Raw genomic sequence first — 14496 nt, forward strand, 5'->3', positions numbered from 1 at the left:
CCATGACCGTGCTCGACCTGTTCCGTCTCGACGGCAAGGTGGCGATCGTGACCGGCGCCTCCTCCGGCCTCGGCGTCGCGTTCGCCCAGGCCCTGGCCGAGGCCGGCGCCGACGTGGTGCTCGGCGCCCGCCGGGTCGAGAAGCTCGAGGAGACCCGCGCGCTCGTCGAGGCCACGGGGCGCCGGGCGCTGGCCGTGCAGACCGACGTCGCCGACCCGGACGCGTGCACCGCGCTGGTCGAGGCGGCGATGCAGGAGTTCGGCCGGGTCGACGTGCTGGTCAACAACGCCGGGATCGGGACCGCCGTACCCGCCACCCGGGAGACGCCCGAGCAGTTCCGCCAGGTCGTCGACGTGAACCTCAACGGCTGCTACTGGATGGCGCAGGCGTGCGGCCGGGTGATGCAGCCGGGTTCCAGCATCGTGAACATCAGCAGCGTGCTCGGCCTGACGACCGGGGGCCTGCCCCAGGCGGCGTACTCCGCGACCAAGGCCGGGCTGATCGGCCTGACCAGAGACCTGGCCCAGCAGTGGACCGGGCGCAAGGGGATCCGGGTCAACGCCCTGGCCCCGGGGTTCTTCGCCTCGGAGATGACCGACACCTACCCCGAGGGGTACCTCGACCAGGCGATCGGCCGGGTGCCGGCCGGCCGCAAGGGCGAGGGTGTCGAGCTCGCCGCGGCCCTGGTCTTCCTGGCCAGCGACGCCGGCGGCTACGTCACCGGCCAGACGCTCGCGGTCGACGGCGGGATGACGATCGCCTAGCGCGCGCCCGGCTCGCCTGGGCCGTGCCCGGTCTTGGCCGGCGGTGGGATGATGAGGGCATGAGCAGCCAGCAGAACATGCGCGCCCTCAAGTCCGGGCTCACCCTCGAGTACCCGCAGTCCCTGGGGGTCTACGACAAGTACGAGCAGGCCCAGAGGTCGGTGGACTTCCTCTCCGACCACGAGTTCCCGGTCGAGAACTGCATGATCGTGGGCACCGAGCTCAAGCAGGTCGAGCGGGTCACCGGACGCCTGACCACCGGACGCGTCGCCCTGGGCGGTCTCCTGTCCGGCGTCTGGATGGGCCTGTTCATCGGCCTGATCTTCTCGTTCTTCGGCACCGGCGGGGCCACGGCGATCATCCTCTCGACGGTGGCCTTCGGCGCGCTGTTCGGCGTGATCTGGGCACTCGTCGGGTACGCCGCGACGCGGGGTCACCGTGACTTCAGCTCCGTGAGCCGGATCGTGGCCACCCGCTACGAGGTGCTCGTCGAGCACAAGCACGCCGCCGCGGCCCGCGAGCTCCTCGCCCAGCTCCCGGGCCACACGGCGTCGCAGCAGCAGTTCTAGGTCAGCTGCCGCTCTCCACCTCGGCCAGCCGGCCGAGGCTCTGCTCCAGGTCGGACTTGCTGACCAGGGGGGAACTTGATCTTCGCCAGCAGGTCGGGATCGGTCACCTTGCTCCAGTCGTAGGTGAGCGACACCTGCGTGCTGCCCGACCCGTCGGGCTGGAGCTCCCAGAGCCACTCCCAGCCGGGCGGCTCGGCGCCCGCCGGTGCGGTCTTCCAGCCGATCATCTTGTCGTGGTCGAAGGCGCTGACGAAGTTGTCGGTCTGGTACTCGCCGCCCATGTGGTCACCGGTCATGTTCATGGTGAACTTCTGGCCGACCCGCTCCAGCCGGTCGCCGTGGTGCAGTCCGCGCATGAAGCCCGAACCGTCGAGATCGGTGTGCCGGTGCGGGTTCGACAGCACGTCGAAGATCTCCTTCGCCGAGGCCGGGATCTCCCGCTGGACAGTGATCGAGTTGTCGTTGCTCATGTCCTACCGCTACCCGCTCGGGCGCACGCCACACCCGTCCGGCCCGGGACGGGAGAAGGCCGGCCCCTGGGGGAACCGGCCTTCTCGTCCTCGGTGGAGCTGAGGGGATTCGAACCCCTGACCCCCCTCCATGCCATGGAGGTGCGCTACCAGCTGCGCCACAGCCCCGCCGCCCCGAAACTGCCAGGGCAACTCGGGAATCTTAGCCAACGCGGGTGGCGGATGCGAAATCGGGTCGCGACCCGGCGCGTGCCGCGGGCGTCACAGGTCGGTGAGGCCGCCGCCGGCCGGTCCCGCGGCCTGCTGGTTGTAGGCCTCCAGCCGCAGCCGGGCACCCGGTGAGGCCTCCGCGACCGTCACCCAGCCGCAGTTGTCGACGCCGCGCAGGGTGGCGGCGAGGTCGGCCGGCCACCCGAGCAGCCCGAGCAGGCCGACCTTGAGGCAGGCGCCGTGGGTGACCACGATCCCGGTCTCCCCCGGGTCGAGCGCCGCCAGGCACTCGCTCAGGGCGGGCACCATCCGGGCCACGACCTCGGTGTCCCCCCTCGGCGCCCTCGACCGGGTGCAGCCGGTCGCCACGCACCCAGGAGTCGTGCGCGACCGGGAAGGTCTCGGCGAACTCGGCCATCGTCATGCCCTGGCGGGCGCCGACGTCGAACTCGCGCAGCCGCTGGTCGGTCTTCGCGTCCAGCCCGGTCGCCTGCTCGACGTACCCGCAGGTCTGCCGGGCGCGGGCCAGGTCGGAGGTCCACAGCGCGGCCGGCCCCAGCCCCGCGAGGTACGTCGCGGCCGCGGCCGCTTGGGCGTGGCCGAGGTCGTCGAGCTCGATGTCGGCGTGTCCCTGGGCGCGACCCGACTCGTTCCAGGCGGTCCGGCCGTGCCGGAGGAGGACCAGGCGTCGACCCTGCGTCACTGGCCCCGGCCGGAGGTGACGGTGTCCGGCAGCGCGATCAGCGGGCAGTCGCGCCAGAGCCGCTCGAGGGCGTAGAACGACCGCTCCTCCTCGTGCTGGACGTGCACGACGATGTCGGCGTAGTCGATGAGCACCCAGCGGCCGTCGCGCTCGCCCTCCCGGCGGACCGGCTTGGCGCCGATCTCGCGGAGCGCGTCCTCGATCGCGTCGACGATCGACTTGACCTGCCGGTCGTTGGCGGCCGAGGCCAGCAGGAAGGCGTCGGTGATGACGAGCTGCTCGGAGACGTCGAAGGCCATGATGTTCTCGGCCTGCTTGTCCGAGGCTGCCTGGGCCGCGGTGCGGACCCACTCGAGGGCACGGTCTGTTGCGGTCATGATGCGGGTGGTCCTAGCTTCGAGGTGGGTGGAGCAGAGGTGTAGAGGGCGTACTTGGTGATGTACTGCACGACCCCGTCCGGCACGAGGTACCAGACCGGTTCGCCCTTCATGGTGCGCGCCCGGCAGTCCGTCGACGAGATCGCCAGGGCCGGGATCTCCAGGATGGTGACCTTGTCGGCCGGCATCCCGCTCAGCGTGGAGCGGTCCAGCGTGAACCCCGGCCGGGTGCAGCCGACGAAGTGCGCGAGGTCGAACAGCTCGTCCGCGTCGCGCCAGGTGAAGATGTCGCCGAGGGCGTCGGCCCCGGTGATGAAGTACAGGTCGGCGTCCGGGAGCTCCTTGCGCAGGTCCCGCAGCGTGTCGATCGTGTACGTCGGACCCTGCCGGTCGATGTCCACGCGGGACACCCAGAAGCGCGGGTTCGACGCGGTGGCGATCACCGTCATCAGGTAGCGGTCCTCGGCCGGCGACACCTGCCGGGACTGCTTCTGCCAGGGCTGCCCGGTGGGCACGAAGACGACCTCGTCGAGGTCGAAGAACGACTGCACCTCGCTGGCCGCGACCAGGTGGCCGTGGTGGATGGGGTCGAAGGTGCCGCCCATCACGCCCACGCGCCGGCGGGGACGCTCCCCCGTGGTGTCGGCGTCAGTCACGCGTCATCGTCGTCAGCAACGTCAGGAGTGGTCGCGGCCGCCGCCGAAGGCGAGCAGCCCGCCCAGCAGGGCCAGGAGGAGCACGAACACGCCGACGCCGACGAGCCAGGGGTTGATGCCTGCCCCGGCTTCGGTGGCGGCGAGGGCGACGAGGGGCGTGAGCGACATGGACCGAACTCTACCGTGCCGCCGGGGCGCGGCTAGCGCGGTGGGACCGGCAGCCCGATCCGGCCGAGCCGGACCAGCGAGACGCTCTTCATCACCAGCAGCGCGGTCGCGATGACCGCCCCGAGCCAGACCCAGCCGGTGACCAGCAGCAGCACCGCGAACAGCGAGGAGTTCACCGCCTTGCCGGGCTTGGACCAGTTCCACAGCCACAGCGGACGGTCGATCACGTAGAAGTAGTTCGGGCTGCGCACCGGCCAGGCCAGGAAGGCCAGCGACAGGAAGCAGTCGACGACCATGAACTCCGCGAGGTAGATGAACACGGGTACGGCGAACTCCGGCTGCAGCCACACCAGGCCGATGTAGAACGCCGCGGCGCAGAACCGGTCGGACAGGATGTCGAGCACCGCGCCGATCCGGGTCTCGCAGCCCCGGATCCGGGCGACGAACCCGTCCAGGCTGTCCCCCGCCCAGTAGACGACCAGCGCCACCACCAGCAGGGTGAGGCTGCCCTGCTGGGCCGCCAGCCCGGAGAGCACGACGGAGATCGCGGTTCGGACGAAGGTGATGACCGTGGCGGAGGTGCCCACCCGCTCCTGGCCGGGGTCGGTCCAGACATCCAGGGTGGACGGGTCGACGTCCGCAGCCACTGCCATGCCGGGAGCCTAGTCTCCGGGGCCCGGTGCATCGCGCAGGAGGGCGGTGGACAGGGGGCTGGGGAACCGGACGGTGAACCGGGTGTCCCCCAGCAGGGCGGCCAGGTCGGCTGCCCGGGCCAAGACCTCGGCGCGCCGCTCGGCGCCGACGTCGACCAGCAGCCGGGTCCGGACCTCGCCGTCCGGGGCCTGCACCCAGCCGCCGACGACCTGCCCGTCGACCCACACCGTCGGGCCGGCGTTGCCCATCCGGTCGAACGTCTCGGCGCAGGCGTCGGGGAGGTACCAGCCGCGCTCCTTCCAGCCCATCGTGGTCGGGTCGAGCCCCGGCAGCAGCGCCACCCACGGCTCGACCGGCCCGACCGGCTCCTCGTCCCCGGCCGCGACGAACGCCGGCCCGCCGTCGACGAGCACCTCCACCGCCCCCGCGTCGGCGAGGGCGGCCTTCGTGGTCGCCACCGTCCAGCCGGTCCACCACTGCAGGTCGGCGGCGGTGGCCGGGCCGAACGCCCGCAGCCAGCGCGACGCCAGCCCCTCGGCGGCCTCCCGCTCGGTCAGGTCGGCCAGTCCCCCGTCGAGCCAGGAGTCCATCGCGGCGTAGGTGTAGGCCCCGTTGATCCAGGTCCCGGTCGGCCGGGTGCGGACGATCTGGCCCTCGAACCCGAGGTTCAGCAGCACCCGGGTGTGCGCCGAGACCGACGCCGACCACCTCTTCCCGGGCGCCATCACGATCTTGCGGGTCAGCGCCGGCACCTTGGTGCCCAGCGACCGGGCGGTCAGCGGGCCGTGCTGGTGCAGGGCGTCGAGCACCTGCCGGCGGGCGTCGGCGAGCCACGCGTCCGGGTCCTCGACCCCGTTCTGGGCGAGCAGCTTCGCGGTCCGCCGGTGCTCGGGACCGACGAGCCTGCGGGTCGCGGCCGCGTGCATGAGGCGTACGACGTCCGGGCGGGCCACCCACAGCGTGCGGCGCATCGCGTGGTGGCGCACGACGGCGCGGTCGACGTACAGCGCCCGCTCGACGGCCTCGACCGACGGGTGCACCATCCGCTGCATCGCGGACAGGTGCACGGTCACCGGGTCGGTCGAGTGCAGCGCGACCACGGCGTCGGCGATCGCCGCCACGTCGTCGGTGCGCCGCGACGGGAGCAGCAGGTGCCGGCGCGCGAGCCGGGCCCGTCGCTCGTCGGTGCCGATCCGGCGCGGCATCTAGCGGACGTGGCCGTCGCCGGTGACGACGTACTTCGTGGAGGTCATCTCGGGCAGCCCCATCGGGCCGCGGGCGTGCAGCTTCTGGGTGGAGATGCCGATCTCGGCGCCGAACCCGAACTCGCCGCCGTCGGTGAACCGGGTCGAGGCGTTCACCACCACGGCGGCGGAGTCGACGGCTGCGGTGAACCGGCGGGCGGCGTCCAGGGAGCCGGTGACGATCGCCTCGGTGTGGCCCGAGGAGTACGTCCGGATGTGGCGTACGGCGGCCGCCAGGTCGGGCACCACGGACGCCGACAGGTCGAGGGAGAGGTACTCCGTGCGGTGGTCGTCCTCCGTCGCCGGCAGCACGCCGTCCTGGGCGGCGAACGTCGCGTCGCCGTGCACGGTGACCCCGGCCTCCTGCAGGGCCCGCACCACCCGGGGCACGAACGCGTCCGCGACCGCAGCGTGCACCAGCAGCGACTCTGCGGCGTTGCAGACCGACGGGCGGTCCGTCTTGGCGTTCAGCACGATCGCCAGTGCCATGTCCAGGTCGGCGTCCCGGTCGACGTACACGTGGCAGTTGCCCACGCCGGTCTCGATCACCGGCACCGTCGACTCCTCGACCACCGAGCGGATCAGGCCGGCGCCGCCGCGCGGGATCAGCACGTCGACGAGCCCACGGGCCCGCATCAGCGCCTTGGCCGACTCGTGGCCCTCTCCCGGCACCAGCTGCACGACGTCGGCCGGCAGGCCGGCCCCGGCCGCCGCGTCGCGGAGCACGCCGACGACCGCCTCGTTGGAGCGCCGGGCGCTGGAGGAGCCGCGCAGCAGCACCGCGTTGCCGCTCTTCAGGCAGATGCCGGCCGCGTCGGCGGTGACGTTGGGGCGGGCCTCGTAGATGATCCCGACCACGCCGAACGGCACCCGCACCTGGCGCAGCTCGAGACCGTTGGCGAGCGTCGAGCCGCGCACCACCTCGCCCACCGGGTCCGGCAGGGCGGCGACCTCGCGCAGCCCGTCGGCCATCGCGGCGACCCGGCCGGCGTCCAGGCGCAGCCGGTCGACGAGCGACTCGGAGGTGCCGGCCTCCCGGGCGGCGGCGACGTCCCCGGCGTTGGCGGCCAGCACGTCGTCGGTGGCCGCGACCAGGGCGCCGGCCATCGCGTGCAGCGCGGCGTCCTTGGTGGCCCGGGTGGCCAGCGCCAGCTCGTGGGCGGCCTCACGGGCCCGGACGGCCACGGCCTCGAAGGTCATGCCTCCAGGGTAGTCAGAACGGCAGCGGAGTCACGTCGTGCAGGTCGACGATCACGTGGTACTCCATGCCGCGGGACAGGAAGACGGTGCGCTCGAGGACCTCGAGGCCGACGACCTCCCAGCGCGGCAGGCCGGCCGACTCCCGGTGCTCGTTCCACACCCGCAGCGCGAGCGAGGAGGCGTCCAGGAGGCTCTCGGCCTCCTCCCAGTACTGGATCTCGGCGCGCCCGCCGGCGTACTTCAGGGAGTGCAGGAACGGCCGCTGGTCACTGAGCCTGCGCAGCGCGTTGCGGACGATCAGGGGCTCGACCTCTTCGCCCGCGACGGTCACGGTCACGTGCCAGAGCCGACACAGCTCGCTCACCAGCCCACTCCTTGCACGGTCCCGAAGATCCCAGGTCACAGCCCCTCCGCCGGCCCCGTGGGGCCCCGGCGGGACTCCACCAGTCTGCCGCCCGCCGGGCCGCGACGTCCGAGGATTGCCGAAAATCACGGCCGCCCCGGAGTGCCGGTGTGGACCGGTCCGGTCAGCCGCGCGGGAGCAGCACCAGGTCGTCGCGGTGCACGACCTCGCGCTCGTAGGAGGCACCCAGCTCGCGGGCCAGGTCGTGGGTGGAGCGGCCGAGCAGCGCGGGCAGCTCGTCGGCGTCGTAGTTGACCAGCCCGCGGGCCACCGGCACGCCGTCCGGGTCGACCAGGTCCACCGGGTCTCCCCCGACGAAGCTGCCGCTGACCCCGGTGATGCCGGCGGGCAGCAGCGAGGCGCGCCGCTCGGTCACCGCGCGGACCGCCCCGGCGTCCAGCGAGATCCGGCCCTGCGCCTCGGTGGCGTGCGCGAGCCACAGCAGCCGGGTGGGGCGCCGCCGACCGGTCGGGTGGAACAGCGTGCCGACGTGGTCGCCGGCCAGGGCCCGGTCGGCCAGCGCCGACGCGGTCAGCACGACGGGGATGCCCGCGCCGGTGGCGATCCGGGCCGCCTCCACCTTGGTCTGCATGCCTCCGGTGCCGACCCCGGACGAGCCGCTCCCTCCGGTCCGCACGGCGTCCAGGTCGGCGTCGGAGACCACCTCCCCGAGCATCGTCGCGCCCCCGTTGGCCGGGTTGCCGTCGTAGAGCCCGTCGACGTCGCTGAGCAGCAGCAGCAGGTCGGCGTGCACCAGGTGCGCCACCAGGGCGGCGAGCCGGTCGTTGTCGCCGAACCGGATCTCCGAGGTGGCGACCGTGTCGTTCTCGTTGACGACCGGCAGCACGCCGAGCTCCAGGAGCCGCGCGAACGTGCGGTAGGCGTTGCGGTAGTGGCTGCGCCGGGTCATGTCGTCGACGGTGAGCAGCACCTGGCCGGCGACGACGCCGTGCCGGGCGAACTCCTCGTTGTAGCGGTGCACGAGCATCCCCTGGCCCACCGAGGCGGCGGCCTGCTGGGTGGCCAGGTCCCCCGGCCGGCGGGACAGCCCGAGCGGCGCCAGGCCGGCGGCGATCGCGCCCGACGAGACGAGCACCACCTCGGCGCCCCGGGCCCGGACGCCGGCGAGCGCGTCGACCAGCGCCCGGACCCGGTCCGGGTCGATGCCCCCGTCGGCCGTGGTGAGCGAGGAGGACCCCACCTTCACCACGACCCGCGAGGCCCGGGCGACCTGCTCGCGCACGGTCACTCCTCGACGTCCTCCGACGCGTCGAGCCCCGGGTCGTCCTCCGTCCAGCCCCAGTCGGGGTCGTTGCGCTGCACCACGGTGTCGTCGGGGTCGATCACGCCGATCCGGCGGGCGACGTCGGCCCGGGTCTCGTTCTCCGCGCGGTTCGGCATCGCGGCATCGATCTCCCGGCGGCGCACGGCCGCGGGACGCTCGGTCTCGAGCCGGGCGTCGTCGCCGCGGCGGCCGAGCAGCTCGGCGCCGGTGCTGACCATCGGCCGGAAGTCGAACACCACGGCGTTCTCGGCCTCGCCGATGAGGACGGTGTCGCCCTCCTCCGCGCCGAGGGCGAGGAGCTTGTCCTCGACGCCGAGGCGGTTGAGCCGGTCGGCGAGGAAGCCGACCGCCTCGTCGTTGGTGAAGTCGGTCTGCCGCACCCAGCGCTCGGGCTTCAGCCCGCGGACCCGCCAGCCCTCGCCGGTCTGCCGGACGGTGAACTCGGGTCCGCTCTGGCTGCCGCGGGGACGGATCACGATGCGGGTGGCCTCGACGACCGGCTTCTCGGCACGGGCCCGGGCCACCACCTCGGCCATCTTGAAGGAGAGCTCGCGCAGCCCCTCGTGGCTGGTGGCCGAGACCTGCATGACCTCGAGCCCGCGGGCGTCGAAGTCCTCCTTGACGATGTCCGCGAGGTCCCGGCCGTCGGGCACGTCGACCTTGTTGAGCACCACCAGCCGGGGACGGTCCTCGAGACCGCCGTACGACGCCAGCTCGCGCTCGATCACGTCGAGGTCGGAGAGCGGGTCGCGGCCGGGCTCCATCGTCACGGTGTCGATGACGTGCACCAGCGCCGCGCACCGCTCGACGTGCCGCAGGAAGGCGTGGCCGAGGCCGCGTCCCTCGCTGGCCCCCTCGATGAGGCCGGGTACGTCGGCCACCGTGAACGTCGTGTCGCCGGCGGTGACGACTCCGAGGTTCGGCACGAGGGTCGTGAACGGGTAGTCCGCGATCTTCGGGCGGGCCCGCGACAGCGCCGCGATCAGGCTGGACTTGCCGGCGCTCGGGAAGCCGACCAGGCCGATGTCCGCGACGACCTTGAGCTCCAGCGTCACGGTCAGCTCGTCACCGGGCTCGCCCAGCAGCGCGAAGCCGGGGGCCTTGCGCTTGGAGGACGCCAGCGCCGCGTTGCCCAGGCCGCCGTGACCGCCCTCGGCGATCACCATCTCGGTCCCGGGGCCGACGAGGTCCGCGAGGACGGTGCCGTTCTCGTCGTTGACGACCGTGCCGTCGGGGACCGCCAGCACCAGGTCGTGGCCGTGCGCGCCGTTGCGGTTGCTGCCCGCGCCGTGCCCGCCGTTCTCGGCCTTGCGGTGCGGGCTGTGGTGGAAGTCGACGAGGGTGGTGACGTCGGAGTCGACGCGCAGGATCACGCTGCCGCCCGGACCGCCGTTGCCGCCGTCGGGACCGCCGAGCGGCTTGAACTTCTCACGGTGGACCGAGGCGACGCCGTTGCCGCCGCTTCCGGCGGCGATGTTGAGCGTCACCCGGTCGACGAACGTCGGAACGGCCATCGGTGACTCCTTCGGTGATGCGGGGTGGTGCTGGGGTGGTGCCGGGGGGAATGACGAAAGGGACGCCCTGCCGTGTCAGCAGGGCGCCCCTCCGCGCTTCTGTACTAGATCCCGGCCGAGGTCACTCGGCGGTCGGGAGGATGTTGATCACGCGGCGTCCGCGCTTGGTGCCGAACTCGACGTTGCCGCCGACCAGGGCAAACAGCGTGTCGTCACCGCCGCGGCCGACGCCGCTGCCCGGGTGGAAGTGGGTGCCCCGCTGGCGGACGATGATCTCGCCGGCGTTCACGAGCTGACCGCCGTAGCGCTTCACACCGAGCCGCTGGGAGTTGGAGTCCCGACCGTTCTTGGTCGAGGCTGCGCCCTTCTTGTGTGCCATGAGTTCAGTCCTTTGTGCGGAAGAGTTGCCGGAGGGAGAGGCGACGACCCGGAGGTCAGGCGCTGATCTCGGTGACCTTGACCTGGGTGTACTTCTGACGGTGACCCTGGCGCTTGCGGTAGCCGGTCTTGTTCTTGTACTTCAGGATGGTGATCTTCGGGCCCTTGGTGGCACCGAGGACTTCCACCGTCACGGTCGCCTTCGCCAGCTGGTCGGCGCCGGCGGTGACCTTCTCGCCGTCTACGAGCATGAGGACGGGCAGACTGACGGAGTCACCCACCTCGTGGGCAACCTTGTCGATCTCGATGACGTCGCCGACAGCAACCTTCTGCTGCTGGCCGCCACTGCGCACGATCGCGTACACCACGGACTCACTCTCTTCTTCGGACTACAACGTTGGGTTGCGCGCTCCGGCCAGGCTCACAGGTCTCACCGCGAGGGGAGAGCATGGAAGTGGCGCCGTACACGCACGACGGCGCAGTGATGCGCCGAGGGTCAAGTCTACGGACGGCGGCCCAGCGGGTCAAAACGACGCCGCGGGCCGGTCCTCCGCCGACCGGGCTACCGCTTGCGCGAGCGCCTGCTCTTGACCGGGACGTGCACGGCCCCGTCGGAACCGTCGGCACCCTCGGCCCCGTCGGGACTGGTCGAGTCGGTCGTCTCGCTCCCGGTCTCGGTCCCCGCGGCGATCCCGGCCGGCGGACCGGCGGGACGCCGGGCGACCCGGCGGCGGGAGGAGGTGACCAGCCGGGGGCCGGCCGGTACGACAGGCTCCGCGGCCGGCTCCGGCGCCGGCTCGGGCGCCTTCTCCGGCTCGGGCTCGGGCTCGGGGGTGCTCTCGACGATCGGCTCGGGGGTCACCGGCGTGGCGGTCAGCGCGTGGGCGTCGACGGCCTCGGCCGGCACCGGGCTCGAGGTGGCGGTGGAGTCGGTCACCGGGGCGTCCGCGGGAGCGTCGGCCGGCGCACTGTCCTCGACGACCGGCGCGGGCACCGGCTCGGGCACCGTCTCGGGCACGACCTCCTCGGTCGGCCGCGGCTCGTGCCGGGCCATCGCCGCGATGTCCTTGGGCGACGGCGACGACTTGGTCGCGCCTCCCCCGTTGCCACCGTTGGCACCGTGCGAGGCGTTGCCGTTCCCGGTGTCGGGACCGTCCTCGCCGCCGCCGCGACGGCCGCGACGGCCGCGCCGGGGCTCGTCGTCCTGCTGCTTGGAGGGCTCGACGGGCTCGTGCTGGATGACCACGCCGCGACCCTGGCAGTGGTCGCAGTTCTCGCTGAACGACTCGACCAGGCCGGTGCCGATCCGCTTGCGGGTCATCTGGACCAGGCCGAGCGAGGTCACCTCGGCGACCTGGTGGCGGGTGCGGTCCCGGCCCAGGCACTCCACGAGGCGGCGCAGGACCAGGTCCCGGTTGCTCTCGAGGACCATGTCGATGAAGTCGATGACGATGATGCCGCCGATGTCGCGCAGCCGGAGCTGGCGGACCATCTCCTCGGCGGCCTCGAGGTTGTTCTTGGTCACCGTCTCCTCGAGGTTGCCCCCGGAGCCGGTGAACTTGCCGGTGTTCACGTCGACGACGGTCATCGCCTCGGTGCGGTCGATGATCAGCGAGCCGCCGGAGGGCAGCCAGACCTTGCGGTCCAGGCCCTTGGCGATCTGCTCCTCGATCCGGTAGTCGGCGAAGACGTCGTCCCCGGAGTACCGCTCGAGGCGCTCGGCGAGGTCCGGGGCGACGTGCTCGACGTAGGAGTCGACCATGTCCCAGGCCTCGTCGCCGGAGACGACCAGCTTGGCGAAGTCCTCGGTGAACAGGTCGCGGACGACCTTGAGGGTGAGGTCGGGCTCGCCGTACAGCAGCGCCGGGGCGTTGCCCTTCTCGACCTTGCTCTCGATGTCGGCCCAGCGGGCGGTGAGCCGCTCGACGTCGCGGGTGAGCTCGTCCTCGGAGGCCCCCTCGGCCGCGGTGCGGACGATCACGCCGGCGCTGTCCGGGACGATCTCCTTGAGCAGCGCCTTGAGCCGCGAGCGCTCCGTGTCCGGCAGCTTGCGGGAGATGCCGCTGGTCGTGCCGTCCGGGACGTAGACCAGGAACCGGCCCGGGAGGCTGACCTGGCTGGTGAGCCGGGCGCCCTTGTGGCCGATCGGGTCCTTGGTGACCTGGACCAGGATCGGCTGGCCGGACTTGAGGACCTGCTCGATCTTGCGCGGGCCGTTGCCGGCGCCGAGCGCGTCCCAGTTGACCTCGCCGGCGTACAGCACGGCGTTGCGGCCCTTGCCGATGTCGACGAACGCCGCCTCCATCGAGGGCAGCACGTTCTGCACCCGGCCGAGGTAGACGTTGCCGATCAGCGAGGTCTGCGACTCGCGGGCGACGTAGTGCTCGACGAGCACCTTGTCCTCGAGGACCGCGATCTGGGTCAGGTCCTTGCGCTGCCGGATCACCATCACCCGGTCGACCGCCTCGCGGCGGGCCAGGAACTCGGCCTCGCTGACGATCGGTGCGCGCCGGCGGCCGGCCTCGCGGCCCTCGCGGCGGCGCTGCTTCTTGGCCTCCAGGCGGGTGGAGCCGTGCAGGCTGGTGATCTCGTCCTCGGCGTTGCGCGGCTTGCGCACCCGGGTGACGGTCTTCTCCGGGTCGTCCGGGCCCCCGTCACCCTCCTCGCCGGCGCGACGACGGCGACGGCGCCGGCGGGTGCCGTTGCCCTCGCCCTGGTCGTCGTCCTTGGCGGCCTCGGAGCCGCCGCGGTTGTTCTGCCCGCCGCCCCGCTGGCCCGAGCCGCGGCCGCGACCGGACCCGGTGTCGTTCTGCTCGCCGCTCTCCGTGTCGTCGTCCGACGTCTCGTCGTCGGAGGTCTCGGAGTCCTCGGAGTCGTCGGCCCCGTTGCCGCCCCCGCTGCCGCCGCGGCGACGGCGCCGGCCGCCACGACGACGGCGCCGGCGGTTGCCGCCCTGCTCGTCGTCGGTGTCGTCGGTGTCCTCGTCGGTGCCGGTGTCGGCCCGGTCGTCGTTCTCGTCGGTGGTCTGGTCGGCGTCCCGGTCGGACCGGGCCTCGGGACCGGTGCCGGCGTCCTGCTGCTCGGTCGGGGCGTCCTCGGTGCCGGCGGGACGGGTCGCGCGGGAGCGGGAGCGCGACCGGGTGACCTTCTTCACGACCGGGGCGGTCTGCTCGTCGGCGGCGTCGGCCTCGACCTCGGCCGTGGTCCCGGTGGTCCCGGTGGCCTCGGTGGCCTCGGCGCTGGTCTGCTCGAGGGTCCCGGCAGCGGCCTCGTCGGCCGCGGGGGCCGAGGTGGCGCGCCGGCGGCGCCGGGTCGTCGTGGTGACCGGGTCGGGGGTCTGGAAGAGCAACGCGGTGGCGGTGGCCGGCGCGTCGGCGGCGGGCGCCTCAGCGGCGGGGGCGTCCGTCGTCTCCTCGGCGACCTCGTCGGTCGGCTCCTCGAGCGGCTCGTCGACCGGTGCGGCGGGGTCGGCGACGGCGGTCTTCCTGCTCGCGGCGCGCTTGGCCGGGGCCCGCTTCGCGGCGGTCTTCTTGGCGGCCGGGGCGCGCTTCGCGGCGGCCTTCCTGGCGGTCTTCCTCACCGGTGCGCCGTCGGCTTCGGTGGCCTCGCCGGTGCCGATCGTCTCGGCGGGAGCCACCTCGGCGGCGGTCGCGGCGGGCTGGGCGTCCGGCAGCGCGAGCTGCGCGTCGGCGGGGGCCTCGGCGGCCTTGGTGGTCACGGTCTTCTTCACCGCACGCTTGCGGGTGACCTTCTTGGCGACCGGCTTGGCCGGCGCCGCGGGTGACTCGGTGGGGTCCCCGGGACCTGCTTCGGTGGCGGGGGTGGTGCTGTCGTTGTCGTCGAGCATGTGCTCTCCTCGGCGCCCGGGACACCGACGAGTCGGCGTCCGCACGGGTGCTGT

Annotated in this window: 16 protein-coding genes, 1 tRNA gene and 1 pseudogene; 2 read left to right on the forward strand and 16 right to left on the reverse strand. The window is 73.0% G+C overall.

Translation table 11 applies throughout. The annotated features are described in order from the left end of the window. The first annotated feature begins 2 nt into the window (after nt 1–2). Nucleotides 3–764, forward strand: a complete 762-nt coding sequence (locus tag KRR39_RS13360) for an SDR family NAD(P)-dependent oxidoreductase (protein ID WP_216937564.1) — start codon at nt 3–5, stop codon at nt 762–764. Nucleotides 765–823: 59 nt separating this feature from the next. Then, entirely contained in the window at nt 824–1333 is a 510-nt protein-coding gene (locus KRR39_RS13365; RefSeq protein ID WP_254185123.1) for a YflT domain-containing protein, read from the forward strand. Here the strand turns inward: KRR39_RS13365 and KRR39_RS13370 are convergent. The 16 genes and pseudogenes from KRR39_RS13370 to KRR39_RS13445 all read right to left on the reverse strand — a co-directional run bounded on the left by KRR39_RS13370 (nt 1330) and on the right by KRR39_RS13445 (nt 14442). Next, complete coding sequence (locus KRR39_RS13370) at nt 1330–1803, reverse strand: SRPBCC family protein (RefSeq protein ID WP_216937565.1); 474 nt, start codon at nt 1801–1803, stop codon at nt 1330–1332. The genes KRR39_RS13365 and KRR39_RS13370 overlap by 4 nt on opposite strands. 94 nt (nt 1804–1897) lie before the next feature. Then, nucleotides 1898–1971: transfer RNA gene (locus KRR39_RS13375), tRNA-Ala, on the reverse strand. Nucleotides 1972–2064: 93 nt separating this feature from the next. Next, nucleotides 2065–2331: a histidine phosphatase family protein gene (locus tag KRR39_RS13380; RefSeq protein ID WP_216937566.1), complete on the reverse strand. Its 267-nt coding sequence runs from the start codon at nt 2329–2331 to the stop codon at nt 2065–2067. A gap of 34 nt (nt 2332–2365) precedes the next feature. Further along, nucleotides 2366–2716: pseudogene (locus tag KRR39_RS26145) on the reverse strand (histidine phosphatase family protein); the annotation flags it as partial. Further along, a complete protein-coding gene (rsfS, locus tag KRR39_RS13390) occupies nt 2713–3093 on the reverse strand; it encodes a ribosome silencing factor (RefSeq protein ID WP_216937568.1) in 381 nt (126 codons plus the stop codon). The gene rsfS and the pseudogene KRR39_RS26145, both read right to left, overlap by 4 nt. Then, nucleotides 3090–3749: a nicotinate-nucleotide adenylyltransferase gene (gene nadD / locus KRR39_RS13395; protein ID WP_302053500.1), complete on the reverse strand. Its 660-nt coding sequence runs from the start codon at nt 3747–3749 to the stop codon at nt 3090–3092. Before nadD ends, rsfS begins: the two co-directional genes overlap by 4 nt. Before the next feature lie 21 nt (nt 3750–3770). Continuing rightward, nucleotides 3771–3917, reverse strand: a complete 147-nt coding sequence (locus tag KRR39_RS13400) for a hypothetical protein (protein ID WP_216937570.1) — start codon at nt 3915–3917, stop codon at nt 3771–3773. Nucleotides 3918–3949: 32 nt separating this feature from the next. Continuing rightward, nucleotides 3950–4570, reverse strand: a complete 621-nt coding sequence (locus tag KRR39_RS13405) for a CDP-alcohol phosphatidyltransferase family protein (RefSeq protein ID WP_216937572.1) — start codon at nt 4568–4570, stop codon at nt 3950–3952. A 9-nt stretch (nt 4571–4579) separates the two neighbouring features. Next, nucleotides 4580–5776 carry a winged helix DNA-binding domain-containing protein gene (locus tag KRR39_RS13410; RefSeq protein WP_216937574.1) on the reverse strand — a complete coding sequence of 399 codons (1197 nt, stop codon included), beginning with the start codon at nt 5774–5776 and terminating at the stop codon, nt 4580–4582. Beyond that, on the reverse strand, nt 5777–7015 hold the full coding sequence (locus tag KRR39_RS13415) for a glutamate-5-semialdehyde dehydrogenase (protein ID WP_216937576.1): 1239 nt from the start codon (nt 7013–7015) through the stop codon (nt 5777–5779). A gap of 13 nt (nt 7016–7028) precedes the next feature. After that, nucleotides 7029–7379: a DUF8830 family protein gene (locus tag KRR39_RS13420; protein ID WP_216937578.1), complete on the reverse strand. Its 351-nt coding sequence runs from the start codon at nt 7377–7379 to the stop codon at nt 7029–7031. A 163-nt stretch (nt 7380–7542) separates the two neighbouring features. Continuing rightward, a complete protein-coding gene (gene proB / locus KRR39_RS13425; protein WP_216937580.1) occupies nt 7543–8667 on the reverse strand; it encodes a glutamate 5-kinase in 1125 nt (374 codons plus the stop codon). Beyond that, the gene (gene obgE / locus KRR39_RS13430) at nt 8664–10217 is read right to left on the reverse strand and encodes a GTPase ObgE (RefSeq protein ID WP_216937582.1); all 1554 of its coding nucleotides are present in this window, start codon (nt 10215–10217) and stop codon (nt 8664–8666) included. The genes proB and obgE overlap by 4 nt, the downstream gene beginning before the upstream one ends. Before the next feature lie 121 nt (nt 10218–10338). Further along, nucleotides 10339–10596 carry a 50S ribosomal protein L27 gene (rpmA, locus tag KRR39_RS13435; protein WP_216937584.1) on the reverse strand — a complete coding sequence of 86 codons (258 nt, stop codon included), beginning with the start codon at nt 10594–10596 and terminating at the stop codon, nt 10339–10341. A 55-nt stretch (nt 10597–10651) separates the two neighbouring features. Continuing rightward, nucleotides 10652–10960, reverse strand: coding sequence for a 50S ribosomal protein L21 (gene rplU / locus KRR39_RS13440; RefSeq protein WP_216942632.1), 309 nt, complete (start codon nt 10958–10960; stop codon nt 10652–10654). Nucleotides 10961–11157: 197 nt separating this feature from the next. Continuing rightward, on the reverse strand, nt 11158–14442 hold the full coding sequence (locus KRR39_RS13445) for an Rne/Rng family ribonuclease (RefSeq protein ID WP_216937586.1): 3285 nt from the start codon (nt 14440–14442) through the stop codon (nt 11158–11160). Nucleotides 14443–14496: the final 54 nt, after the last annotated feature.

This window comes from Nocardioides panacis (assembly GCF_019039255.1).
In the GTDB taxonomy this organism is placed as follows: Bacteria; Actinomycetota; Actinomycetes; order Propionibacteriales; family Nocardioidaceae; genus Nocardioides_B; species Nocardioides_B panacis.

Bases quoted from the DNA above. Each gene is read 5' to 3' on its own strand.
- KRR39_RS13445 (WP_216937586.1), bottom strand. From the start codon at position 14,442: ATGCTCGACGACAACGACAGCACCACCCCCGCCACCGAAGCAGGTCCC.
- obgE (WP_216937582.1), bottom strand. From the start codon at position 10,217: ATGGCCGTTCCGACGTTCGTCGACCGGGTGACGCTCAACATCGCCGCC.
- KRR39_RS13365 (WP_254185123.1), top strand. From the start codon at position 824: ATGAGCAGCCAGCAGAACATGCGCGCCCTCAAGTCCGGGCTCACCCTC.
- KRR39_RS13400 (WP_216937570.1), bottom strand. From the start codon at position 3,917: ATGTCGCTCACGCCCCTCGTCGCCCTCGCCGCCACCGAAGCCGGGGCA.
- KRR39_RS13415 (WP_216937576.1), bottom strand. From the start codon at position 7,015: ATGACCTTCGAGGCCGTGGCCGTCCGGGCCCGTGAGGCCGCCCACGAG.
- KRR39_RS13410 (WP_216937574.1), bottom strand. From the start codon at position 5,776: ATGCCGCGCCGGATCGGCACCGACGAGCGACGGGCCCGGCTCGCGCGC.
- rpmA (WP_216937584.1), bottom strand. From the start codon at position 10,596: ATGGCACACAAGAAGGGCGCAGCCTCGACCAAGAACGGTCGGGACTCC.
- KRR39_RS13370 (WP_216937565.1), bottom strand. From the start codon at position 1,803: ATGAGCAACGACAACTCGATCACTGTCCAGCGGGAGATCCCGGCCTCG.
- KRR39_RS13360 (WP_216937564.1), top strand. From the start codon at position 3: ATGACCGTGCTCGACCTGTTCCGTCTCGACGGCAAGGTGGCGATCGTG.
- rsfS (WP_216937568.1), bottom strand. From the start codon at position 3,093: ATGACCGCAACAGACCGTGCCCTCGAGTGGGTCCGCACCGCGGCCCAG.
- KRR39_RS13405 (WP_216937572.1), bottom strand. From the start codon at position 4,570: ATGGCAGTGGCTGCGGACGTCGACCCGTCCACCCTGGATGTCTGGACC.